General features: G+C 73.4%; 22 protein-coding genes and 1 pseudogene. 19 read left to right on the top strand and 4 right to left on the bottom strand.

The annotated features are described in order from the left end of the window. Positions 1-8: 8 nt before the first annotated feature. Positions 9-737: an alpha/beta fold hydrolase gene (locus tag KBX37_RS16605; protein ID WP_210776851.1), complete on the bottom strand. Its 729-nt coding sequence runs from the start codon at positions 735-737 to the stop codon at positions 9-11. Positions 738-819: 82 nt separating this feature from the next. Between KBX37_RS16605 and KBX37_RS16600 the strand changes: the two genes are divergently transcribed. Then, positions 820-1800, top strand: coding sequence for a YafY family protein (locus tag KBX37_RS16600; RefSeq protein WP_210776850.1), 981 nt, complete (start codon positions 820-822; stop codon positions 1798-1800). 89 nt (positions 1801-1889) lie between these two features. On the opposite strand, the gene KBX37_RS16595 is transcribed toward KBX37_RS16600, so the two are convergent. Further along, positions 1890-2657: a cytochrome c oxidase assembly protein gene (locus tag KBX37_RS16595; protein ID WP_210776849.1), complete on the bottom strand. Its 768-nt coding sequence runs from the start codon at positions 2655-2657 to the stop codon at positions 1890-1892. Next, the gene (locus KBX37_RS16590) at positions 2654-3175 is read right to left on the bottom strand and encodes a DUF2243 domain-containing protein (protein WP_210776848.1); all 522 of its coding nucleotides are present in this window, start codon (positions 3173-3175) and stop codon (positions 2654-2656) included. The genes KBX37_RS16595 and KBX37_RS16590 overlap by 4 nt, the downstream gene beginning before the upstream one ends. Before the next feature lie 147 nt (positions 3176-3322). Between KBX37_RS16590 and aroB the strand changes: the two genes are divergently transcribed. The 4 genes from aroB to nusB all read left to right on the top strand — a co-directional run bounded on the left by aroB (position 3323) and on the right by nusB (position 6339). Then, on the top strand, positions 3323-4399 hold the full coding sequence (gene aroB, locus KBX37_RS16585) for a 3-dehydroquinate synthase (protein WP_210776847.1): 1077 nt from the start codon (positions 3323-3325) through the stop codon (positions 4397-4399). Next, positions 4396-4836, top strand: a complete 441-nt coding sequence (aroQ, locus tag KBX37_RS16580; RefSeq protein WP_154938957.1) for a type II 3-dehydroquinate dehydratase — start codon at positions 4396-4398, stop codon at positions 4834-4836. The genes aroB and aroQ overlap by 4 nt, the downstream gene beginning before the upstream one ends. A 511-nt stretch (positions 4837-5347) precedes the next feature. Continuing rightward, positions 5348-5905, top strand: a complete 558-nt coding sequence (efp, locus tag KBX37_RS16575; protein WP_088962732.1) for an elongation factor P — start codon at positions 5348-5350, stop codon at positions 5903-5905. Positions 5906-5928: 23 nt separating this feature from the next. Then, entirely contained in the window at positions 5929-6339 is a 411-nt protein-coding gene (gene nusB / locus KBX37_RS16570) for a transcription antitermination factor NusB (protein WP_210776865.1), read from the top strand. Between the two features lie 99 nt (positions 6340-6438). Here nusB and KBX37_RS16565 read toward each other — a convergent pair whose 3' ends face one another. Next, positions 6439-6927, bottom strand: coding sequence for a transcriptional regulator (locus KBX37_RS16565; RefSeq protein ID WP_013285505.1), 489 nt, complete (start codon positions 6925-6927; stop codon positions 6439-6441). Positions 6928-7215: 288 nt separating this feature from the next. On the opposite strand from KBX37_RS16565, the gene pyrR reads away from it, so the two are divergent. The 14 genes and pseudogenes from pyrR to KBX37_RS16495 form a co-directional block, all read left to right on the top strand. Further along, on the top strand, positions 7216-7800 hold the full coding sequence (gene pyrR, locus KBX37_RS16560) for a bifunctional pyr operon transcriptional regulator/uracil phosphoribosyltransferase PyrR (protein WP_210776846.1): 585 nt from the start codon (positions 7216-7218) through the stop codon (positions 7798-7800). A 55-nt stretch (positions 7801-7855) separates the two neighbouring features. Then, positions 7856-8782 carry an aspartate carbamoyltransferase catalytic subunit gene (locus tag KBX37_RS16555; protein ID WP_154938070.1) on the top strand — a complete coding sequence of 309 codons (927 nt, stop codon included), beginning with the start codon at positions 7856-7858 and terminating at the stop codon, positions 8780-8782. Continuing rightward, a complete protein-coding gene (locus KBX37_RS16550; protein ID WP_210776845.1) occupies positions 8779-10056 on the top strand; it encodes a dihydroorotase in 1278 nt (425 codons plus the stop codon). Before KBX37_RS16555 ends, KBX37_RS16550 begins: the two co-directional genes overlap by 4 nt. A 58-nt stretch (positions 10057-10114) precedes the next feature. Then, a complete protein-coding gene (carA, locus tag KBX37_RS16545; RefSeq protein WP_210776844.1) occupies positions 10115-11260 on the top strand; it encodes a glutamine-hydrolyzing carbamoyl-phosphate synthase small subunit in 1146 nt (381 codons plus the stop codon). Then, positions 11253-14600, top strand: a complete 3348-nt coding sequence (gene carB / locus KBX37_RS16540; RefSeq protein ID WP_210776843.1) for a carbamoyl-phosphate synthase large subunit — start codon at positions 11253-11255, stop codon at positions 14598-14600. The genes carA and carB overlap by 8 nt, the downstream gene beginning before the upstream one ends. 97 nt (positions 14601-14697) lie before the next feature. Then, positions 14698-15735, top strand: a complete 1038-nt coding sequence (locus tag KBX37_RS16535) for a quinone-dependent dihydroorotate dehydrogenase (protein ID WP_210776842.1) — start codon at positions 14698-14700, stop codon at positions 15733-15735. 43 nt (positions 15736-15778) lie between these two features. After that, entirely contained in the window at positions 15779-17053 is a 1275-nt protein-coding gene (locus KBX37_RS16530; RefSeq protein WP_210776841.1) for an adenosylmethionine--8-amino-7-oxononanoate transaminase, read from the top strand. Between the two features lie 93 nt (positions 17054-17146). Further along, on the top strand, positions 17147-17980 hold the full coding sequence (pyrF, locus tag KBX37_RS16525) for an orotidine-5'-phosphate decarboxylase (protein WP_210776840.1): 834 nt from the start codon (positions 17147-17149) through the stop codon (positions 17978-17980). Positions 17981-18150: 170 nt separating this feature from the next. Further along, positions 18151-18468 (top strand): integration host factor, actinobacterial type, encoded by a 318-nt coding sequence (gene mihF, locus KBX37_RS16520; RefSeq protein ID WP_088962722.1) that lies wholly within the window; start codon positions 18151-18153, stop codon positions 18466-18468. A 25-nt stretch (positions 18469-18493) separates the two neighbouring features. Next, the gene (locus KBX37_RS16515) at positions 18494-19027 is read left to right on the top strand and encodes a guanylate kinase (RefSeq protein WP_210776839.1); all 534 of its coding nucleotides are present in this window, start codon (positions 18494-18496) and stop codon (positions 19025-19027) included. Positions 19028-19074: 47 nt separating this feature from the next. Continuing rightward, positions 19075-19338: a DNA-directed RNA polymerase subunit omega gene (gene rpoZ / locus KBX37_RS16510; RefSeq protein ID WP_007075826.1), complete on the top strand. Its 264-nt coding sequence runs from the start codon at positions 19075-19077 to the stop codon at positions 19336-19338. Positions 19339-19352: 14 nt separating this feature from the next. Continuing rightward, on the top strand, positions 19353-20561 hold the full coding sequence (gene coaBC / locus KBX37_RS16505) for a bifunctional phosphopantothenoylcysteine decarboxylase/phosphopantothenate--cysteine ligase CoaBC (protein WP_210776838.1): 1209 nt from the start codon (positions 19353-19355) through the stop codon (positions 20559-20561). 99 nt (positions 20562-20660) lie between these two features. Next, positions 20661-21851, top strand: a complete 1191-nt coding sequence (gene metK / locus KBX37_RS16500) for a methionine adenosyltransferase (protein ID WP_179804331.1) — start codon at positions 20661-20663, stop codon at positions 21849-21851. 65 nt (positions 21852-21916) lie between these two features. Next, a pseudogene (locus tag KBX37_RS16495) lies at positions 21917-22680 on the top strand (primosomal protein N'); the annotation flags it as partial.

Genomic DNA, 22680 nt, shown 5'->3' with positions numbered 1-22680 from the left:
GCCGGCGGTCAGCCCCGGGCGATGGTGTCGAGCAGGTCCGCGAGGGCCTTCGGCTCGCTCAGCATCGGCCAGTGGCCGGTCGGCAGCCCGTGCAGCTCGGCGCCGACGAGACCGGCGAAGAACGGGTGCCCCTCGGCGATCATCGCGGCGGCCACCTCCACCGGGAAGGTGCACGCCACCAGCGCGGTCGGCACCGGCCGCCCCCCGGTACGCCGTACCGGGTCGGTCGCCGCGCCCAGCGGGTGCCCGGTGGACCGGCGTCGCAGCAGCGTCAGCGCGCCGTCGTCCAGACCGGCGAGGTTCTGCGGGTCCTCGGCCGGCTCCCAGGCCGGCGGCGGCAGCAGGTGCCCGTCGCCGATCCGCGCGCGCAGCCGCTCCTGCTCCTCCGGCGGGTGGACGTCGAACTGGGACATGCCGTCGGGCAGCGGCCCGCTCTCCACGTAGACCACCCGGGCGATCCGGTCCGGCATCCGGTCGGCCGCCTGGGTCACCGGCATCCCGCCGCCGGAGTGCCCGACCAGCACCACGTCGCGCAGCTCCTCCGCCTCGATGAGCGCGGTGAGGTCGGTGGTGTGCGTCTCCAGGCCCACCTCCGGGCCGGCCAGGTGGGCCCGGTCGGCCACCCCGGTCAGCGTCACCGCGTACACGTCGTGGCCGCGCCCGCGCAGGTCGGCGGTCACCTCCCGCCACGCCCAGCCGCCCAACCAGAACCCTGGCACCAGCACGAACGTCGCCATCTCAGATCTCCCTCGTCTCGATGTCCACGGACACCGTAGGCTGGAATCCGGACAGTTCCCGCCCGGTATTGCGAGGTGGCCCGTGTCACATCCTGCCGGTCGGGTGCTCGCGATGCTCGAACTGCTCCAGAGCCACCACCGGCTCACCGGCGTCGAGCTGGCCGACCGGCTCCGGGTCGACGAGCGCACCGTGCGCCGGTACGCCGCCACCCTGGTCGACCTCGGCATCCCGGTCACCGCCGAGCGGGGCCGGTACGGCGGCTACCGGCTGCGCCCCGGCTACAAGCTGCCGCCGCTGATGCTCACCGACGACGAGGCGGTCGCGGTGCTGCTCGGTCTGGTCGCGGCGGAACGGCTGGGGCTGGGCACCGAGGAGCCGGCCACCGCCACCGCCCTGGCCAAGATCCGGCGGGTGCTGCCGGCTCCCCTCGCGGAGCGGCTCGCCGCCGTCCAGGACCACCTCGGCTTCACGCTGCGCCGCGCCGACCCGGCGCTGCGCCCGGCCACCGGCACGCTGCTCACCCTCGGCGCGGCGGCTCGGCAGCGGCGGCGGGTGACGCTGGACTACCGCTCCTGGCGGGGTGACCAGTCGCGGCGGCAGCTCGACCCGTACGGCCTGGTCTTCCACGCCGGCCGCTGGTACGTCACCGGTTACGACCACCTCCGGGACGAGGTACGCACCTTCCGGCTGGACCGGATCGGCGCGGCCAGCACCGGCCCGGAGACCTTCACCGTGCCGAACGACTTCGACCCGGTGGCCCAGGTGACCCGTTCGCTGGCCGGCGTGCCGTACGCGCACTCCGTCGAGGTGCTGCTGGAGACCGATCTGGTTACCGCCCGACGCCGCGTCCCGCCCAGCGTCGGCGACGTCACCGAGGTCGCCGACGGGGTGCTGCTGCGGACCCGCGCCGAGCACCTCGACGGGATGGCGCAGCTGCTCGCCGGGCTCGGCTGGCCGTTCACCGTGCTCCGCCCGGACGCGCTGCGCGACGCCGTCCGCGCCCACGCGACCCGGCTGACTGCCTGGGCCGACCGGCCCGGCGAGGCCCCACCGTCCGACTGACGGACGACGGGACGCGGCGAAGCCCGCGCCGGCCGGGACCGGTGGTGCCAGCGACCGGCGGCGGCCGGGACCGGCGGACGGGTCCCGGTTCAGGCGGGCGACGGCGCCGGCTCGGATCGGGCGTGCCGGGCCGTCGGTCGCCAGGTGACCAACAGGGCGAGGGCGAGCAGGATCTCGGCCAGGTCGCCGCCGTAGTACATCAGCGTCGCCGCCGCCCGCAGCTGCGCCTCCGGCGCGGCCACGTCGACCAGGCCGGCGTACATGAGTTGGGCCAGGGTGGCGTGCGCGGCCACCGACAGCCCGAGCACGACCAGCCGCAGCGGCACCCCGGGGCGGTGCGGCCCCGGGTCGGGGCCGGCGATCGCCCAGGTGAAGAGGTACCCGCTGGCCAGGAAGTGCAGCAGCACCAGGCCGTGCAGCCCCGGGTGGGCCAGGATGGCCCGGTAGAGCGGGGTCAGGTGCAGCAGGTAGAGCCCACCGGCGGTGAGCAGCAGGCCGGTGACCGGGTGGGCGGCCACCCGCGGGACCGGGTGGCGCAGCACCCGCAGCGCCGCCCGCCCGACGTCGCGGCGCACCGTGCGCAGCGCGAGGGTGCCGGGCGCGCCGAGCACCAGCCCGAGCGGTGCCAGCATCCCGACCAGCAGGTGCCGCCACATGTGCCCGACCAGGTCGTGGCCGGGCAGCACCGCGGCCACCGCGAGCAGCGCGGCGCCCGCACCGAAGCTCGCGGTCCGCCAGTGGCTCCAGCCGCCGCGCCCCGGGTCCCGCTGGCGCAGCGCCGCGGCCAGATAGACCCAGAAGACCAGCAGCGGTACGAGCAGCAGCGGGCCGACTCCGGCGCCGTGCTGCCCGGTCATCGCCGGTCGGCGCAGGTGTCCACCGTGCCGGCGCGGCGCTGCACGGCCCAGCCCACGGCGATCAGCGCCGCGCCGAACAGCAGGAAGCCGACGTCCCAGGCCGTCTGGTGGGGGCCGCCGTGCACGTGGTGGATGCCCAGCAGGTGGTGGTCGACGAGCCCCTCGACCAGGTTGAACAGGCCCCAGCCCACCAGCGCCCAGCCCCACAGCGCCGGGGAGCGCCAGAGCCGGCCGCGGGACCGGGTCACCCGGGCGTAGAGCAGGGCCAGTCCGGTGAGCACCGCCACCCAGGTGACCACGTGGAAGATGCCGTCCCAGAGGGTGTTCACCTGCAGGCCGGAAACGGTGTCCACCGGGTACGCCCGGATCCCGACGTTGTCGGTGTCGGTGCTGCTGAGCAGGTGGTGCCACTGGAGCACCTGGTGCAGGACGATGCCGTCGGCGAAGCCGCCGAGCCCGACGCCGAGGATGGTGGCGGGCAGCCGGATGTCGGCGCCGTCGATGGTCGTGGTGGCCATGGGGAACCTCCGCCGTCGTGGGCCGGGCCCGCTTCGCCCTACGTCCGACCCTTATGAGCCGAACGTACCCGGTGGCCGGCAATGTCGCTTGCCACCAGGTGGACGAGCGCCGTCGCGGTGCTGCCGACTGCACTAGGCTCCCCTGCGATGGACGAGGTGACCCGGATTCCGGTCGGCGGCGAGCGGCCGTACGACGTGCTCGTGGGACGAGACCTGCTCGATCCGCCGCCGCGGCTGCTCCCCGGCGCCGAGCGGGTCGCGCTGCTCTTCGCGCCGCCACTGAAGGACCTGGCCGACACGCTGGCCGAGCGGCTGCGCGCGGTCGGCGTGACCCCGCTGCCGATCGAGGTGCCCGACGCCGAGGCGGGCAAGCGGATCGAGGTTGCCGCCGACTGCTGGGAGCGGCTCGGCGCGGCCGGGTTCACCCGTACCGATGCGGTGGTCGGCGTGGGCGGGGGTGCGGTGACCGACCTGGCCGGCTTCGTCGCCGCCTGCTGGCTGCGCGGAGTGCGCTGGGTGCCGGTGGCGACCTCGCTGCTCGGCATGGTCGACGCGGCGGTCGGTGGCAAGACCGGCGTGAACACCGCCGCCGGCAAGAACCTGGTCGGCGCGTTCCACCCACCGGCCGGCGTGCTATGCGACCTGGCGACGCTGGACAGCCTGCCCCCGGCCGACCTGGCCGCCGGGATGGCCGAGGTGGTCAAGTGTGGCCTCATCGCCGACCCGGTGATCCTCGACCTGGTCGAGCGGGATCCGGCCGCCGCCGTGGACCCGACCGACCCGGTGGCCCGCGAGCTGATCGAGCGGGCGATCCGGGTGAAGGCCGACGTGGTCTCCGGCGACCTGCGCGAGTCCGGGGTGCGCGAGGTGCTCAACTACGGCCACACCCTGGCGCACGCGATCGAGAAGGTGGAGGGCTACCGCTGGCGGCACGGGCACGCCGTCGCGGTGGGCACCGTCTTCGCCGGCGCCCTGGCCCGGCTGGCCGGCCGGCTTGACGCCGGCACCGCCGAACGGCACCGCACGGTGATGGCCGCGCTCGGCCTGCCCACCAGCTACCCGGCCGACGCCTGGCCCGACCTGCTGGCCGCGATGCGGGTGGACAAGAAGGCCCGGGGCAGCACCCTGCGCTTCGTGGTGCTCGACGCCCTGGCCCGGCCGGCGATCCTGGAGGGGCCGGACGACGAGCTGCTGCACGCCGCCTATCGGGAGATCGCCTCGTGAGGGTGTACGTGCTGAACGGGCCGAACCTGGGCCGGCTCGGCACCCGGCAGGTCGACGTGTACGGCGTGACCAGCTACGCCGACCTGGTGACGCTCTGTGTGGACACCGGCCGCGAGTTGGGGCTGGACGTGGTCGTCCGGCAGACCGACGCCGAGCACGAGCTGCTGGGCTGGCTGCACCAGGCGGCCGACGAGCAGGCGGCGGTGGTGCTCAACCCGGCCGCCTGGTCGCACTACTCGATCGCCGTCCGGGACGCCTGCGCGATGCTGCGCGGGCCGCTGGTGGAGGTGCACATCTCCAACATCCACGCCCGGGAGGAGTTCCGGCACCACTCCGTGGTCTCCGCCGTGGCGACCGGGGTGATCTGCGGGCTGGGCGTCGACGGCTACCGCCTCGCCCTGCGCCACCTGGCCACCGTCCTCGGCGCGACCGGCTGAGCGGTCGCCGCCGCAGGGTGCCCGACCGGCCGGCCGTCCCCGGCAACCGGCGCCGCACGCCACCGTCGCGGTGCCGGGCCACCGCGTGACCGGCGGCACGACCGCCGTCGACGGCCGGGCACGCCGCGCCCGCCGTGCCGTCGTTGACGATCACCGTGAGTGGTGGGCGAGTCATGCAACGCTCGGTAATGTGCGACTCCCCGCCGCCGGCCTCCCCTGACGCCTTTGCTCTGCTGTCTTCCCGGCAACAGGGGCCGTGAGCTGCTCAGATGGATCGTCGTGCGATCGACCCTCTATTCGGGCGCGGACACGCTCGGTGACTGTTGCGTCGGGGGCGGCAGAGAAAAGGAGGAGATGGGGGCCCCCGGGGGTGGCCCTGTTGGTGACGTACGGTGATCAGGAGGGCGGCGTTGGCCGGGCCGGGAGGGGGCCGGCCGGAGGTGGAGTCGCCGGTTGGACACAACTAGTAGACTTGCCAGGTCTGTCCGCCAATTGATGATCAAGGCAGGAAATGGCATCCACCAACGACCTCAAGAACGGCCTGGTACTCAACCTCGACGGGGAGCTCTGGGCCGTCGTCGAGTTCCAGCACGTCAAGCCCGGTAAGGGTGGGGCGTTCGTCCGCACGACGCTGAAGAACGTGCTGTCCGGCAAGGTCGTCGACAAGACCTTCAACGCGGGCACCAAGGTCGAGACCGCGACCGTCGACAAGCGCACCATGCAGTACCTGTACGCCGACGGCGAGGACTACGTCTTCATGGATCTGGAGACGTTCGACCAGATCACCGTCCCCGGCGGCACCGTCGGCGAGGCGGCCAACTACCTCCTCCCCGAGGCCGAGGCGACCGTCGCCACCCACGAGGGTGTCCCGCTCTACATCGAGCTGCCGACCTCGGTCGTGCTCGAGGTCACCTACACCGAGCCGGGTCTGCAGGGCGACCGGTCGACCGGCGGCAACAAGCCGGCCACCGTCGAGACCGGCGCGACCGTGCCGGTGCCGCTCTTCATCACCACCGGCGAGAAGATCAAGGTCGACACCCGCGACGGCCGTTACCTCGGCCGAGCCTGATGGCCGAGGGTCCCAAACAGCAGATGCCGTCGCGCCGCAAGGCGCGCAAGCGGGCGCTGGACGTGCTCTACGAGGCCGACCTGCGTGACCGGCCCCCGGTCGAGGTGCTCGCCGGCTACGTCGAGCGGATCGAGAAGCCGCGGCCGGAGCACCTGGGCTACGCGGTCGGCCTGGTCGAGGGGGTCGCCGCCCACCTCGACCGGATCGACGAGGTGATCGCCAGCTACGCCGAGGGGTGGACGCTGGACCGGATGCCGGCGGTCGACCGCAACCTCGCCCGCATCGCGGTCTACGAGCTGCTCTACGTCGACGAGATCGACGACGCGGTGGCGATCAGCGAGGCGGTGGAGCTGGCCCGGCAGATGTCGACCGACGACTCGCCGCGCTTCCTCAACGGCATCCTCGGCCGGATCGCCGAGTACGCCACCCGCTGATCCGGCGCGCCGTCGCTCCGCCGCCGACCGCATCCGATCACCAGTTCACACAGCAGGGGCCCGTGCCGGACGGCACGGGCCCCTGCTGCGAACAGTGGATCAGGACGCGAAGAACGCCCGCGGGTCGGCGACCAGCACACCGTGCTCGGTGAGCCGCTCGATCAGGCCCGACGGCGAGGCGTCGTACACGATGGCGAGGGCGCGCAGGTCGTCGGCGCGGATGGAGAGCACCCGGCCGTTGTAGTCGCCCCGCTGCTGCTGAATGGCGCGGGCGTACCGGGCGACGTAGGCGAGGTCCTCGGAGGCCTCGTCGTAGAGCCGCTCCAGGTCCAGGACGATCTTGCTGGTGGGCTCGTGCCGCACCCCGCTGCCGTCGGGCAGCAGCTCCGAGACGGGAACGCGGTAGAAGTCGGCCAGCTCCGCCAGGCGGGACACGGTGACGGCCCGGTCGCCGCGCTCGTACGAGCCGACCACCACGGCCTTCCACCGCCCGTTCGACTTCTCCTCCACACCCTGCAGGGACAGGCCCTGCTGCTGGCGGATGGAGCGCAGGCGGGCGCCCAGCGACTTGGCGTATTCAGAGGGCATTCGGACACTCCCAGTGCTGCTTTGGGGTTCTCCCAGCGATCGCTACGGAGCGTGACGGTACGGGGATTGCGACACGTGGTCAAGTGGTCGTGTCCTTACAGTTGGGGAGCGCGGGGAGACTTATCCCCATTTCACCGCCCTGATCCGGGGATCATTGGGTGCCCGGGGTCGTGCCGGTGACCGCTGGTAACGTGGCACGAAGCCCCGGTCCGGGCCGTTCGCGATCCGGCCGGAGTCCCCAGACGTCCTTTAACGACCCGTCCCGTGAGGCGGGGAAGGAGGTCCGCCGTGGCCTGCCCACCGGCTGCCCAGTCGTCGCCGCCGCGACAACCCTCGGTGAAGGTGATCCTCGCCCGTGCCGACGTCCAGCGCGTCGTCGACCGGATCGCCCACCAGATCCTCGAGAAGACCCAGGGCGCCGCCGACACCGTCCTGCTCGGCATACCCACTCGCGGAGCTCCACTCGCAAGGCGCCTCGCCGCCCGGATCAGCACCTTCGAGGACGTCGACGTCCCGGTCGGGGTGCTCGACATCACTCTCTACCGCGACGACCTGCGCCGGCACGCCACCCGCGCGGTCGGCCCGACCCAGCTCCCGCCGGGCGGCATCGACGGCAAGCGGGTCATCCTCGTCGACGACGTGCTCTTCTCCGGCCGCACCGTCCGGGCCGCGCTCGACGCGCTCAACGACGTCGGCCGGCCGGCCAGCGTGCAGCTCGCCGTCCTCGTCGACCGCGGCCACCGCGAACTGCCGATCCGCGCCGACTACGTCGGCAAGAACATCCCGACCGCGCTCACCGAGAGCGTCAAGGTCACCCTCGCCGAGACCGACGGTGCCGACGAGGTCAAGCTCTTCGGGGGTGCCCACCTGTGAGCGCGAGGAGTGCAGCGAAGCGGAGCCCCGCAGTCGCGAACGAAAGGCAGGCACAGTGATCCGGCACCTGCTCTCCGGGGCCGACCTGGACGCGGCCACCGCCACCCAGATCCTCGACACCGCCGCCGAGATGGCCACCGTCGCCGGCCGGGAGGTCAAGAAGCTCCCCGCCCTGCGCGGCCGGACCGTGGTGAACCTCTTCTACGAGGACTCCACCCGGACCCGGATCTCCTTCGAGGCGGCCGCCAAGCGGCTCAGCGCCGACGTGATCAACTTCTCGGCCAAGGGCTCCAGCGTGGCCAAGGGGGAGAGCCTGAAGGACACCGCGCTCACCCTCCAGGCGATGGGGGCCGACGCGGTGGTGGTCCGGCACCCCGCCTCGGGCGCGCCGCACCGGCTGGCCAACTGGGTGGACGGGTCGGTGGTCAACGCCGGCGACGGCACCCACGAGCACCCCACCCAGGCGCTGCTCGACGCGTACACGATGCGCTCCCGGCTGGGTCGGCTCGCCGGCCTGCACGTCGCGGTGGTCGGGGACGTGCTGCACTCCCGGGTGGCCCGCTCCAACGTCCTGCTGCTCTCCACCCTCGGCGCCAAGGTCACCCTGGTCGGCCCGCCGACGCTGATCCCGGTGCACATCGGCCAGGCGCTCGCGCCCGGCACCGACGTCTCCTACGACCTGGACGCGGTGCTGCCGCAGTCGGACGTGGTGATGATGCTGCGGGTGCAGCGGGAGCGGATGAACGACTCCTACTTCCCCTCCGCCCGCGAGTACGCCCGCCGCTACGGCCTGGACGGCCCACGCATGCGCCGGCTGCCCGAGCACGCGATCGTCATGCACCCGGGCCCGATGAACCGGGGCATGGAGATCACGCCGGAGGTCGCCGACTCGCCCCGCTCCACCATCGTCGAACAGGTCGCCAACGGGGTCTCCGTGCGGATGGCCGTCCTCTACCTGCTGCTCGGAGGGAACAACCTGTGACCTCGTACCTGATCCGCAACGTGAGCGTCGTCGGCGCCGCGCCGACCGACCTGCTGATCCGCGACGGCGTCGTCGCCGAGACCGGCGCCGGGCTGACCGCGCCGGAGGCCACCGTCGTCGACGGCACCGGGCTGGTCGCCCTGCCCGGCCTGGTCGACCTGCACACCCACCTGCGCGAGCCGGGCCGGGAGGACGCCGAGACGGTCGAGTCCGGTTCCCGCGCGGCCGCGCTCGGCGGCTACACCGCCGTCTGCGCGATGGCCAACACCTCTCCGGTCGCCGACACCGCCGGCGTGGTCGAGCAGGTCTGGCGGCTGGGCCGCGAGGCCGGGCTGGTCGACGTGCAGCCGATCGGCGCGGTCACCGTCGGGCTGGCCGGCGAGCGGCTGGCCGAGCTGGGCGCGATGGCCGACTCCGCCGCCCGGGTCCGGATCTTCTCCGACGACGGGTTCTGCGTCGCCGACCCGAAGCTGATGCGCCGGGCCCTGGAGTACGTCAAGGCGTTCGACGGGGTCGTCGCCCAGCACGCCGAGGAGCCCCGGCTCACTGAGGGCGCGCAGATGCACGAGGGTGAGGTCTCCACCCGGCTCGGGCTCACCGGCTGGCCGGCGGTCGCCGAGGAGGCGATCATCGCCCGGGACGTGCTGCTGGCCGAGCACGTCGGCAGCCGGCTGCACGTCTGCCACGTCTCCACCGCCGGCAGCGTCGAGGTGCTGCGCCAGGCCAAGGCGCGCGGGGTGCGGGTCACCGCCGAGGTGACCCCGCACCACCTGCTGCTCACCGACGGGCACGCCGAGACGTACGACCCGGTCTACAAGGTCAACCCGCCGCTGCGCACGGCCACCGACATCGCCGCGCTGCGGGCCGCGCTGGCCGAGGGCGTCATCGACGTCGTCGCCACCGACCACGCCCCGCACGCGGTGGAGGACAAGGAGTGCGAGTGGGCGTACGCCCGGCCGGGGATGCTCGGCCTGGAGACGGCGCTCTCGATCGCCCTGGAGGTGTTCGGGCCGCAGTGGGACCTGATCGCCGAGCGGATGTCGCGCACCCCGGCCCGGATCGCCGGGCTCGACGGGCACGGCATCGACCCGGCGCCCGGCGTGCCGGCCAACCTCACCCTGGTCGACCCGGCCGCCCGTCGGGTGATCGAGCCCGCGGAGCTGGCCAGCCGCAGTCGTAACACCCCGTACGCCCGCATGACGCTGCCGGGTCGCATCGTGGCGACCTTCCTGCGCGGCGAGCCGACGGTCCTGGACGGAAAGGCTGTCAGGTGAGCGCGAGGAATGCAGCGCGGCGGAGTCCCGCAGTCGCGAACGAAAGGCCGGCACAGTAATGGCTAAGCGCAGGCCCGCGATCCTCGTTCTCGAGGACGGGCGCACGTTCCACGGCGAGGCGTACGGCAGCGTCGGGGAGACCTTCGGCGAGGCGGTCTTCAACACCGGCATGACCGGCTACCAGGAGACCCTGACCGACCCCTCGTACCACCGGCAGGTGGTGGTGCAGACCGCGCCGCACATCGGCAACACCGGCGTCAACGCCGAGGACGACGAGTCCGGCCGGATCTGGGTCGCCGGGTACGTCGTGCGCGACCCGGCCCGGATCGGCTCCAACTGGCGCGCCACCGGCGGGCTGGAGGACCGGCTCGCCGCCGAGGGTGTGGTCGGCATCGCCGGCGTGGACACCCGGGCGCTGACCCGGCACCTGCGCGAGCGTGGCGCGATGCGGGTCGGCATCTCCAGCGTCGACGACGACCCGCGCGCCCTGCTGGCCCGGGTCCGCCAGTCGCCGCAGATGGTCGGCGCGGACCTCTCCGCCGAGGTGACCACCGCCGAGCCGTACGTCGTCGAGGCGGTCGGCCCGCACCGGTTCACCGTGGCCGCGCTCGACCTGGGCATCAAGCGCAACGTGCCGCGGCGGCTCGCCGCGCGCGGGGTCACCACCCACGTGCTGCCGGCCGGCTCCACCATCGAGGACCTGCTGGCCACCGGCGCGGACGCGGTCTTCCTCTCGCCCGGCCCGGGCGACCCGGCCACCGCCGAGGGGCCGGTCGCGCTGGCCCGCGAGGTGCTGCGCCGCGAGGTGCCGCTGTTCGGCATCTGCTTCGGCAGCCAGATCCTCGGCCGGGCGCTGGGCTTCGGCACCTACAAGCTCGGCTACGGCCACCGCGGCATCAACCAGCCGGTGCTCGACCGGGCCACCGGCAAGGTCGAGGTGACCAGCCACAACCACGGCTTCGCCGTGCAGGTGCCGGGCGCCGGGCAGGGCGCGGTGGTCCCCGACCAGGTGATCGACACCGAGTTCGGGGGCGTCCAGGTGTCCCACGTCTGCCTCAATGACAACGTGGTCGAGGGGCTGCGGGCCAAGGACGTGCCCGCCTTCACCGTCCAGTACCACCCGGAGGCGGCGGCCGGCCCGCACGACGCGGACTACCTGTTCGACCGCTTCGCCGAGCTCATCGAAGGCGGGAAGAATGCCTAAGCGCACCGACCTCAAGCACATCCTGGTGATCGGCTCCGGGCCGATCGTCATCGGGCAGGCCTGCGAGTTCGACTACTCCGGCACCCAGGCGTGCCGGGTGCTGCGCAGCGAGGGCATCCGGGTCAGCCTGGTCAACTCCAACCCGGCGACGATCATGACGGACCCCGAGTTCGCCGACGCCACGTACGTCGAGCCGATCACCCCGGAGTTCGTCGAGCTGGTCATCGCCAAGGAGCGCCCGGACGCCCTGCTGCCCACCCTCGGCGGGCAGACCGCGCTGAACACCGCGGTCGCCCTGCACGAGGCCGGCGTGCTGGACAAGTACGGCGTGGAGCTGATCGGCGCCAACATCGACGCCATCAACCGCGGCGAGGACCGGCAGCTGTTCAAGGACATCGTCGCCAAGGCCGGCGCCCGGATCGGCGTCGACGACCCGACCGGCCTGGTGCCGCGCTCCCGGGTCTGCCACTCGATGGCCGAGGTCGAGGCCACCGCCGCCGAGCTGGGCCTGCCGGTGGTGATCCGGCCGTCGTTCACCATGGGCGGTCTGGGCTCCGGCATGGCGCACAGCGACGAGGACCTGCACCGCATCGCGGGGGCCGGCCTGGCCGCCAGCCCGGTGCACGAGGTGCTCATCGAGGAGAGCGTGCTCGGCTGGAAGGAGTACGAGCTCGAACTGATGCGCGACCGCCACGACAACGTGGTGGTGGTCTGCTCGATCGAGAACGTCGACCCGATGGGCGTGCACACCGGCGACAGCGTCACCGTCGCCCCGGCCATGACGCTCACCGACCGGGAGTACCAGCGCCTGCGCGACCTGGGGATCGCGGTGCTGCGCGAGGTCGGGGTGGACACCGGCGGCTGCAACATCCAGTTCGCGGTCAACCCGGCCGACGGCCGGATCGTCGTGATCGAGATGAACCCCCGGGTGTCGCGCTCCTCGGCGCTGGCCTCCAAGGCCACCGGCTTCCCGATCGCCAAGATCGCCGCGAAGCTGGCCATCGGCTACACCCTGGACGAGATCCCCAACGACATCACCCTGAAGACCCCCGCGGCGTTCGAGCCGACGCTGGACTACGTGGTGGTGAAGATCCCCCGGTTCGCGTTCGAGAAGTTCCCCGGCGCCGACCCGGAGCTGACCACCACCATGAAGTCGGTCGGCGAGGCGATGAGCCTCGGCCGGAACTTCACCGAGGCGCTCAACAAGGCGATGCGCTCCATGGAGACGAAGGGCGCGGGCTTCTGGACCCAGCCCGACCCGGCGGGCGCCACCAAGGAGAACACCCTCGCCGCGCTGCGGATGCCGCACGACGGCCGGCTCTACACGGTGGAGCGGGCGCTGCGGCTGGGCGCCACCATCGCGGAGGTCGCCGCGGCGTCCGGCGGGATGGACCCCTGGTTCCTGGACCAGATCGCCGGCCTGGTCGAGCTGCGCGCGGAGATCGTGGACGCCCCGGTGCTCGACGCCGAGCTGCTGCGCCGGGCCAAGCGGGCCGGCCTGTCCGACCGGCAGCTGGCCGCGCTGCGCCCGGAGCTGGCCGCCGAGGACGGCGTACGCACCCTGCGGCACCGGCTCGACGTGCGGCCGGTCTACAAGACCGTGGACACCTGCGCGGCCGAGTTCGAGGCGACCACGCCGTACCACTACTCCAGCTACGACTCCGAGACCGAGGTCGCGCCCTCGGACCGGCCCAAGGTGCTCATCCTGGGCTCCGGGCCGAACCGGATCGGCCAGGGCATCGAGTTCGACTACTCCTGCGTGCACGCGGTCATGGCCCTGCGTGCGGTCGGCTACGAGACCGTCATGGTCAACTGCAACCCGGAGACGGTCTCCACCGACTACGACACCGCCGACCGGCTCTACTTCGAGCCGCTGACCTTCGAGGACGTGCTGGAGGTCTGGCACGCGGAGGACTCCTCCGGCCGGGCGGCCGGCGGCCCGGGCGTGGTCGGCGTGATCGTGCAGCTCGGCGGGCAGACCCCGCTGGGGCTGGCGCAGCGGCTCAAGAACGCCGGCGTGCCGGTCGTCGGCACCTCCCCGGAGTCGATCCACCTCGCCGAGGAGCGCGGCGCGTTCGGCGCGGTGCTGGCCCGGGCCGGGCTGCGCGCCCCGGCGCACGGCATGGCCACCTCGTACGACGAGGCGAAGGCGATCGCCGACGAGATCGGCTACCCGGTGCTGGTCCGGCCGTCGTACGTGCTGGGCGGGCGGGGCATGGAGATCGTCTACGACGACCCGACCCTGCGCGACTACATCGGCCGGGCCACCGACATCTCCCCGGACCACCCGGTGCTGGTGGACCGCTTCCTCGACGACGCCATCGAGATCGACGTGGACGCGCTCTGCGACGCCGACGGCGAGGTCTACCTCGGCGGCGTGATGGAGCACATCGAGGAGGCCGGCATCCACTCCGGCGACTCGTCCTGCGCGCTGCCGCCGATCACCCTCGCGGGCTCGCACCTGACCCAGGTGCGCCGCTACACCGAGGCGATCGCCCGGGGGGTGGGCGTCAAGGGCCTGCTCAACGTCCAGTACGCCCTCAAGGACGACATGCTCTACGTGCTGGAGGCCAACCCCCGGGCGTCCCGGACGGTCCCGTTCGTCTCCAAGGCCACGGCGGTGCCGCTGGCCAAGGCGGCGGCTCGGATCGCGCTCGGCGCCACCATCGCCGAACTGCGCGCCGAGGGCCTGCTGCCGCCGACCGGGGACGGCGGCGTGATGCCGGCGGACGCCCCGATCGCGGTCAAGGAGGCGGTGCTGCCGTTCAAGCGGTTCCGCACCCCGTCCGGCAAGGGCATCGACTCGCTGCTCGGCCCGGAGATGAAGTCCACCGGCGAGGTGATGGGCATCGACACCAACTTCGGGCACGCCTTCGCCAAGAGCCAGTCGGCCGCGTACGGGTCGCTGCCCACCGGCGGTCGGATCTTCGTCTCGGTGGCCAACCGGGACAAGCGCGGCATGATCTTCCCGATCAAGCGGCTGGCGGACCTGGGCTTCGAGATCGTCGCCACCACCGGCACCGCCGAGGTGCTGCGCCGGCACGGCATCGCCTGCGAGCAGATCCGCAAGCACTACGAGGCCGGCGAGGGCGAGGACGCGGTGTCGATGATCCTCGGCGGCGACGTGGCGCTGGTGGTGAACACGCCACAGGGGTCCGGCGCGAGCGCCCGCTCGGACGGCTACGAGATCCGCAGCGCCGCCGTGACCGCCGACATCCCCTGCATCACCACCGTCCCCGGCGCCGCCGCCGCGGTCATGGGCATCGAGGCCCGCATCCGCGGCGACATGCAGGTCCGCCCCCTCCAGGAGCTCCACGCCGCCCTGCGAGCCGGCGAGTGACCCGCTCCATCCCCGCGTCGATCATGAAGCTGTCGCCCCGACCCGCCGCTGGAGGTGGCGACAACTTCATGATCACCGAGCCGGGGGGAGCCGGGGCGTGATCTTCGAGAAGGTGGTGCGGCCCCAGCTGTTCCGGGTCGGGGGCGGGGACGCCGAGGCGGCGCACGAGTGGACGTTGCGGCGGCTGGCGGCGCTCTCCCGGCGGCCGGCGGCGCTCGCGGCGCTGCGGGCCCGGTACCAGGTGCGGGCGCCGCGCACGGTGTTCGGGGTGCAGTTCCCCAACCCGGTGGGGCTGGCCGCGGGGATGGACAAGAACGGCGTGGCCCTGCCGGCCTGGCCGGCGCTGGGCTTCGGCTTCGTCGAGGTCGGCACGGTCACCGCGCACGCCCAGCCGGGCAACCCCCGGCCCCGGCTGTTCCGGCTCCGCGGCAGCGAGGCCGTGGTCAACCGGATGGGCTTCAACAACGCCGGCGCCGAGGCCCTGGCGGCCCGGCTGGCGGCGCTGCCCCGCCCGATCGGAGCGCCGCTGGGCATCTCGCTGGGCAAGTCCAAGGTGACCCCGCTGGCCGACGCCGTCGAGGACTACCTGGCCTCGTACCGGGCGCTGCGGGAGCACGGCGACTACTTCGCGGTCAACGTCTCCTCGCCGAACACCCCCGGCCTGCGCTCGTTGCAGGACAAGTCGCACCTGGACGCGCTGCTGGCGGCGCTGGTGGGGGAGAAGCCGGTGCTGGTGAAGATCGCCCCGGACCTGACCGAGCCGGCCATCGCCGAGCTGCTGGAGGTCTGCCTGGCCCGCGGCGCGGCCGGGGTGATCGCCACCAACACCACGCTGGCCCGCGCCGGGCTCGCCCCGGCCGACGCCGGCCGGGGCGCGGAGACCGGCGGTCTCTCCGGCCGCCCGCTCGCCGCCCGGGCCCGCGAGGTCGTCGCCTTCGTGCACCGGGAGACCGGCGGCCGGCTGCCGGTGGTCGGCGTCGGCGGCATCCTCGACCCCGACGACGCCGCCCGGATGTTCGACGCCGGGGCCAGCCTGATCCAGCTCTACACCGGCTTCATCTACCGGGGCACCGGCCTGGTCCGGGCCGCGGCCCGCGCGTCGGCGGGGGCCACCGCGCCGGTGCCGGCCGGGTGACACCTCCCGGCCGGGCAAGCCTCGACGGTACGAAGGAGAGCGCGTGACGCCCGAGGAGATCCTGGCCGCCGACCGGGCCCACGTCTGGCACCCGTACGCGGCGCTGCCCCCGGCCCACCCGCCGTACGTGGTCCAGAGCGCCCAGGGCGTCCGGCTGCGGCTGGCCGACGGCCGGGAACTGGTCGACGGGATGTCGTCCTGGTGGGCGGCGATCCACGGCTACCGGCACCCGGTGCTGGACGCGGCGGTCACCGACCAGCTCGGCCGGATGAGCCACGTGATGTTCGGCGGGCTCACCCACGAGCCCGCCGTGCGGCTGGCGCGGACGCTGGTCGAGCTGGCCCCGGACGGGCTGGAACACGTCTTCCTGGCCGACTCCGGCTCGGTCAGCGTCGAGGTCGCCGTGAAGATGTGCCTGCAGTACCAGCGGGCCACCGGCCGGCCGGAACGCCGCCGGCTGGGCACCTGGCGGGGCGGCTACCACGGCGACACGTTCCATCCGATGAGCGTCTGCGACCCGGAGGGCGGCATGCACCACCTCTGGGGCGACGTGCTGCCCCGGCAGGTCTTCGCGCCGGTCCCGCCCGGTGGCTTCGACGACCCGCCCGACCCGGCGTACGTGGCGGCGCTGACCGACGCGGTGGAGCGGCACGCCGACGAGCTGGCCGCGGTCATCGTCGAGCCGGTGGTGCAGGGCGCGGGCGGGATGCGCTTCCACCACCCGGAGTACCTGCGGGTGCTGCGCGAGGTGACCCGGGCGCACGGGGTGCTGCTGGTCTTCGACGAGATCGCCACCGGCTTCGGCCGTACCGGCGCCATGTTCGCCGCCGAGCACGCCGGGGTGAGCCCGGACGTGCTCTGCGTCGGCAAGGCGCTGACCGGCGGGTACCTCACCCTGGCCGCCGCGCTGTGCACCCCGCGGGTGGCCCGGGGCATCTCCGCCGACGGGGTGCTGGCGCACGGTCCCACCTTCATGGGCAACCCGCTGGCCTGCGCGGTCGCCAACGCGTCCCTGGAGCTGCTGCGAGCCGGTGACTGGGCCACCCAGGTCGCCCGGGTGGGCGCGGGCCTGCGGGCCGGCCTGGAGCCGCTGCGTGGCGCGCCGGGCGTGGCCGACGTGCGAGTGCTGGGCGCGATCGGCGTGGTGCAGCTCGACCACGAGGTGGACATCGCGGCGGCCACCGCCGCCGCCGTGGCGCAGGGCGTCTGGCTGCGCCCGTTCCGCGACCTGGTCTACACCATGCCGCCGTACGTGACCGACGACGCCGACCTGGCCCGGATCGCGGCCGGGATCGCCGCGGCGGTGAAGGCCGGCTGAGCCGGCGGGCAGGACGGGGCCGGCTGAGCCGGCGGGCAGGACGGGGCCGGCGCGGGCCGGCCACCGAGCGCGAGCGTGAGGAGAGGAACGCCGATGGAGAGTTTCGGGACCCGGCTGCACCGCGCCGTCGCCGAGCGGGGGCCGCTCTGTGTGGGCATCGACCCGCACCCCGGGCTGCTGGCCCGCTGGGGGTTGCCGGACGACGTCGACGGGTTGGACCGGTTCGCGCGGACCGTCGTGGGAGCGATTGCGGACCGGGTCGCGGTGGTCAAGCCCCAGTCGGCCTTTTTCGAGCGGTTCGGTGCCCGAGGTGTCGGAATTCTTGAGTCAACTATCCGACAGTTACGAGATTGTGGCGCGCTCGTTCTGCTGGACGTGAAGCGCGGCGACATCGGCTCGACCGTCGCCGCGTACGCCTCGGCCTACCTCGACCCGTCCGGTCCGCTGCACGTCGACGCGGTCACCGCGAGCCCCTACCTGGGGGTCGGATCGCTGGCCCCGATGTTCGAGCTGGCGGCCACCCATGGCGGCGGCGTCTTCGTGCTGGCGCTCACCTCCAACCCGGAGGGAGCCGCGGTCCAGCGCGCCCGTACGGCCGATGGGCGCACCGTCGCGCAGACCGTCATCGACGAGATTGCCCAGCTCAACAGGGGTGCGGAGCCGCTCGGCAGCTTCGGGCTGGTGGTCGGCGCGACGATCGGCGACACCGGTCACGACCTGTCCAAGGTGAACGGGCCGCTGCTCGCCCCGGGGCTCGGCGCCCAGGGCGCGACGGCCGCGGACCTGCGGACGGTCTTCGGCTCCAGCCTGTCGTCGGTGCTGCCGTCGTACTCCCGCGAGGTGCTGAACGTCGGCCCGGACGAGGCCGCTCTGCGAGCCGCCGTGGACCGCGTGCTGGCCGACTGTCGGGACGTTCTGGCTGACTGACGGCTCGGTCACTTTTTCCGATCTTGGCGCGCCCACGTTGCCGAAACCGCCCGCGACCGCTAGTTGTCCCCGCGCTGGGAACCACGGACCCCTTTGGTTGCCAGCGACACCACGTTTCACGACAGCGGCGGTGCGCCCCGCCCGTCGCGATAGGGACCTGAGGAGAACTGGTGCCGCTCCCGTCACTGACCCCCGAGCAGCGCGCTGCCGCGCTGGAGAAGGCCGCGGAGATCCGCAAGGCCCGTGCTGAGCTGAAGGAGCAGCTCAAGCAGGGCAAGACCACCCTCGCCGCCGTCCTCGAGCGGGCCGAGTCCGACGACGTCGTCGGCAAGCTGAAGGTTTCGGCCGTCCTGCAGGCGATGCCGGGCATCGGCAAGATCCGGGCTACCCAGATCATGGAGAAGCTCAAGATCGCCGACAGCCGTCGCCTGCGCGGGCTGGGCGAGCAGCAGCGCAAGGCTCTGCTTGGAGAGTTCGCCGCCAACTGAACGCCGCAACGTGTAGAAACAAGCGGTGAGCACGGATGACGAGGCGCGCCCGGCGGCTCGGCTCACTGTCCTGGCGGGGCCCTCGGGCACCGCGCGGGAGAGTGTCGTCGAGCTGGTCCGGGCGCGTTCTCCGTCCGTGTGGGTGCCGGTGCCGGTGACCACCCGGCCCCGTCGCCCCGACGAGGTCGACGGCGTCGACCGGCGCTTCGTGGACCCGGTCGGCTTCGACCGGATGGTCGCCGCGGGCGAGCTGCTGGAGTGGTCGCGGATCGGCGGGCACCGCCGTGGCACGCCCCGCGAGCCGCTGCGGTCCCGGCTGGCCGACGGCCGGCCGGTGCTGCTCCCGCTCGACCTGCCCGGCGCGCTCGCCGTCCGGGAGGCCCTGCCGGACGTCCGGCTGGTCCTGCTGACGCCTCCGGGCCACCGTCCGGACCCGGCGGTCCGCGCGGCCGTCGGACACACCGTGGTCCACGACCTCACCGAGCGGGTCGTGGCCGAACTGGTAGGCTTGCTCGGTTCTTCCTATCTGGCTCCCGCCCAGCCGCGACTGCGCGGTTGAGCGACCAGCCGCGCTCGCGCGGACACTTCAGACGCAGAGGGTATTTCGTGGGATCCATCGCCAACCCCGAGGGCATCACCAACCCGCCGATCGACGAGCTCCTCGAGAAGACCACCTCGAAGTACGCGCTGGTGATCTTCGCCGCCAAGCGTGCCCGCCAGGTCAACGCCTACTACAGCCAGCTCGGTGAGGGCCTGCTGGAGTACGTCGGCCCGCTCGTGGAGACCACCCCGCAGGAGAAGCCGCTCTCGATCGCGATGCGTGAGATCAACGCGGGCCTGCTCACCGCCGAGCCGACCGACCAGCCGTAACACCCGCTCCGCCGATGCCCGCCGAGATCGTCCTCGGGGTCGGCGGCGGCATCGCCGCCTACAAGGCGTGTGAGCTGCTGCGGCTCTTCACCGAGTCGGGCCACCGGGTCCGGGTCGTGCCGACCGCGTCGGCGCTCCGTTTCGTCGGGGCGCCGACCTGGGCGGCGCTCTCCGGCCAGCCGGTCGCCGACGACGTCTGGTCCGACGTGCACGAGGTGCCGCACGTCCGGCTCGGCCAGCGGGCCGACCTGGTGGTGGTCGTCCCGGCGACGGCCGACCTGCTCGCCAAGGCGGCCCACGGCCTCGCCGACGACCTGCTCAGCAACACACTGCTCACCGCGCGCTGTCCGGTGGTGCTCGCCCCGGCGATGCACACCGAGATGTGGGAGCACCCGGCCACCGTCGCCAACGTCGCGACGCTGCGCTCGCGCGGCGTACGCGTGATCGAACCGGCGGTCGGCCGGCTCACCGGCGCCGACACCGGCAAGGGGCGGTTGCCCGACCCGGCCGAGATCTTCGCCATCGCCCGCCGCGCCCTGGCCCGCGGCCTGGACGCCCCCGCCGACCTGGCCGGCCGGCACGTCGTGGTGACCGCCGGCGGCACCCGCGAGCCGCTGGACCCGGTCCGCTTCCTCGGCAACCGCTCCTCCGGCAAGCAGGGCTACGCCTTCGCCCGCGCGGCCGTCGCCCGGGGCGCCCGCGTCACCCTGATCGCGGCGAACGTCGCCCTGCCCGACCCGGCCGGGGTCGACCTGGTCCGGGCGGGCACCACAGAAGAACTGCGCAAGGCCACCCTGGCGGCCGCCGCCGACGCCGACGTGGTGGTGATGGCCGCGGCGCCCGCCGACTTCCGGCCGGCGACCTACGCCCCCGGCAAGATCAAGAAGTCGGAGGACGGCAGCGCGCCGACCATCGCCCTGGTCACCAACCCCGACATCGCCGCCGAGCTGGGGCGGCAGCGCCGCCCGGAGCAGCTGCTGGTGGTGTTCGCCGCCGAGACCGGCGACGCCGAGGCCAACGGCCGGGCGAAGCTCGCCCGCAAGCGGGCCGACCTGATCGTCATCAACGAGGTGGGCGTGGACAAGGTCTTCGGGGCCGAGACCAACGCGGCGACCGTGGTGGGCGCGGACGGCAGCGTGACCACCCTTCCCGAACAGTCCAAGGAAGACCTGGCCGACCGGGTCTGGGACCTCGTGGTGACCCGGCTGGCCGCGTTGTCCTGAACGCTGGTCACCTTCGCGTTGGCTGCGGCACCCTGGAACGGGGTGACTAAACTGCCGCGGAGCGACCTTTCCAGAGAGACTCAAGTGCTTAGGAGTGCCGTGACACGTCTTTTCACGTCCGAATCGGTCACGGAGGGCCACCCGGACAAGATCGCCGACCAGATCAGCGACGGCATCCTGGACGCCCTGCTGGCCAAGGACCCGCACAGCCGTGTCGCGGTGGAGACCCTGATCACCACCGGGCAGGTGCACGTCGCGGGCGAGGTGACGACCAAGGCGTACGCCGACATCCCGACGATCGTCCGGGAGACCATCCTCGGGATCGGGTACGACTCGTCGAAGAAGGGCTTCGACGGCGCCTCCTGCGGCGTCAGCGTCTCGATCGGCGGCCAGTCCGCCGACATCGCCCAGGGTGTGGACAACGCCTTCGAGCTGCGTACCGGTGAGTCGGAGAGCGCGCTCGACGCGCAGGGCGCCGGCGACCAGGGCATGATGTTCGGCTTCGCCTGCTCGGAGACCCCCGAGCTGATGCCGCTGCCGATCGCGCTGGCGCACCGGCTGGCCCGCCGGCTGGCCGCCGTGCGCAAGGACGGCACCATCCCCTACCTGCGGCCCGACGGCAAGACCCAGGTCACCATCGAGTACGACGGCCTGCGTCCGGTCCGGCTCAACACCGTGGTCGTGTCCAGCCAGCACGCCGCGGACATCTCGCTGGACTCGCTGCTCACCCCGGACGTGCGCGACCACGTCATCGCCCCCGAGCTGGAGAGCCTCGGCCTGGACACCGAGGGCTACCGGCTGCTGGTCAACCCCACGGGCCGGTTCGAGATCGGTGGCCCGATGGGCGACGCCGGCCTGACCGGCCGCAAGATCATCGTCGACACCTACGGCGGGTACGCCCGGCACGGCGGCGGCGCGTTCTCCGGCAAGGACCCGTCGAAGGTGGACCGGTCGGCCGCGTACGCGATGCGCTGGGTGGCCAAGAACGTGGTGGCCGCCGGCCTCGCCGAGCGCTGCGAGGCGCAGGTCGCCTACGCGATCGGCAAGGCCCACCCGGTAAGCCTGTTCATCGAGACCTTCGGCACCGAGACCGTGCCGGTCGCCTCGATCGAGAAGGCCGTCACCGAGGTCTTCGACCTCCGCCCGGCCGCCATCATCCGGGACCTCAACCTGCTCCGCCCGATCTACCAGCAGACCGCCGCGTACGGCCACTTCGGCCGCGAGCTGCCGGACCTGACCTGGGAGAGCACCGACCGGGCCGCCGACCTCAAGTCGGTAGCGGGAGCCTGACCGGCACCAGGCGCAGCGACCGGCGACCCGCTGAGGGGTCGCCGGTCGCTCGTGTCTGCGTCGACGTGCCGCTGCCGCACCTCGACCGCCCGTTCGACTACCTGGTCCCCGCCGAGCTGGACGCCGACGCCGTGCCCGGGGTGCGGGTGAAGGTGCGCTTCGCCGGGCAACTGGTCGACGGCTGGCTGCTGGAGCGCGCCGACGACTCCGGGCACACCGGCCGGCTGGCGTACCTGGAGAAGGTGGTCTCCCCGGAGCCGGTGCTGGCGCCGGAGATCGCCCGGCTGGCCCGGGCCGTCGCCGACCGGTACGCCGGCAGCCTCGCCGACGTGCTCCGGCTCGCCGTCCCGCCCCGCCACGCCCGGGTGGAGAAGGAGCTGCGCGCCCAGCCGCCGACCGCCGACGCCGACACTCCCGCCGCCGGCACCGCCACGACGCCCGACGAGGTCCGCGCGGCCCCGACCACCGACCGCGCGCCGCCGCACGTGGTCGCCGCCGCGCCGGACGCGTCCGAGACGCGCGGCGCACCGGCCCCGCCCGCCGTCGACCCGCGCGGCTGGCGGGACTACCCGGCCGGCCCGGCGTTGCTGCGCGCGCTCGCCGAGGGCCGACCGCCCCGCGCCGTCTGGTCGGCGCTGGCGGGGGAGGACTGGGCCGCCCGGTACGCCGACGCCGTCGCCGCGACCGTGGCCGGGGGGCGGGGCGCCGTCGTCGTGGTCGCCGACGCGCGGGACCTGGACCGGCTGGACGCCGCGCTGACCGGCACGCTCGGCCCGGGCCGGCACGTCTGCCTCTCCGCCGCGCTCGGCCCGGCCCGCCGGTACCGGGC

Source organism: Micromonospora sp. U56 (assembly GCF_018070095.1).
GTDB classification, from domain to species: domain Bacteria; phylum Actinomycetota; class Actinomycetes; order Mycobacteriales; family Micromonosporaceae; genus Micromonospora; species Micromonospora purpureochromogenes.
This window is presented reverse-complemented; position numbering and strand designations above follow the sequence as displayed.

Coding starts and splice junctions, on each gene's coding strand:
- coaBC (WP_210776838.1), top strand. CDS start 19,353: ATGCCCGCCGAGATCGTCCTCGGGGTCGGCGGCGGCATCGCCGCCTAC.
- nusB (WP_210776865.1), top strand. CDS start 5,929: ATGCCGTCGCGCCGCAAGGCGCGCAAGCGGGCGCTGGACGTGCTCTAC.
- pyrF (WP_210776840.1), top strand. CDS start 17,147: ATGGAGAGTTTCGGGACCCGGCTGCACCGCGCCGTCGCCGAGCGGGGG.
- efp (WP_088962732.1), top strand. CDS start 5,348: ATGGCATCCACCAACGACCTCAAGAACGGCCTGGTACTCAACCTCGAC.
- KBX37_RS16590 (WP_210776848.1), bottom strand. CDS start 3,175: ATGGCCACCACGACCATCGACGGCGCCGACATCCGGCTGCCCGCCACC.
- carA (WP_210776844.1), top strand. CDS start 10,115: ATGGCTAAGCGCAGGCCCGCGATCCTCGTTCTCGAGGACGGGCGCACG.
- aroB (WP_210776847.1), top strand. CDS start 3,323: ATGGACGAGGTGACCCGGATTCCGGTCGGCGGCGAGCGGCCGTACGAC.
- KBX37_RS16605 (WP_210776851.1), bottom strand. CDS start 737: ATGGCGACGTTCGTGCTGGTGCCAGGGTTCTGGTTGGGCGGCTGGGCG.
- KBX37_RS16565 (WP_013285505.1), bottom strand. CDS start 6,927: ATGCCCTCTGAATACGCCAAGTCGCTGGGCGCCCGCCTGCGCTCCATC.
- carB (WP_210776843.1), top strand. CDS start 11,253: ATGCCTAAGCGCACCGACCTCAAGCACATCCTGGTGATCGGCTCCGGG.
- KBX37_RS16595 (WP_210776849.1), bottom strand. CDS start 2,657: ATGACCGGGCAGCACGGCGCCGGAGTCGGCCCGCTGCTGCTCGTACCG.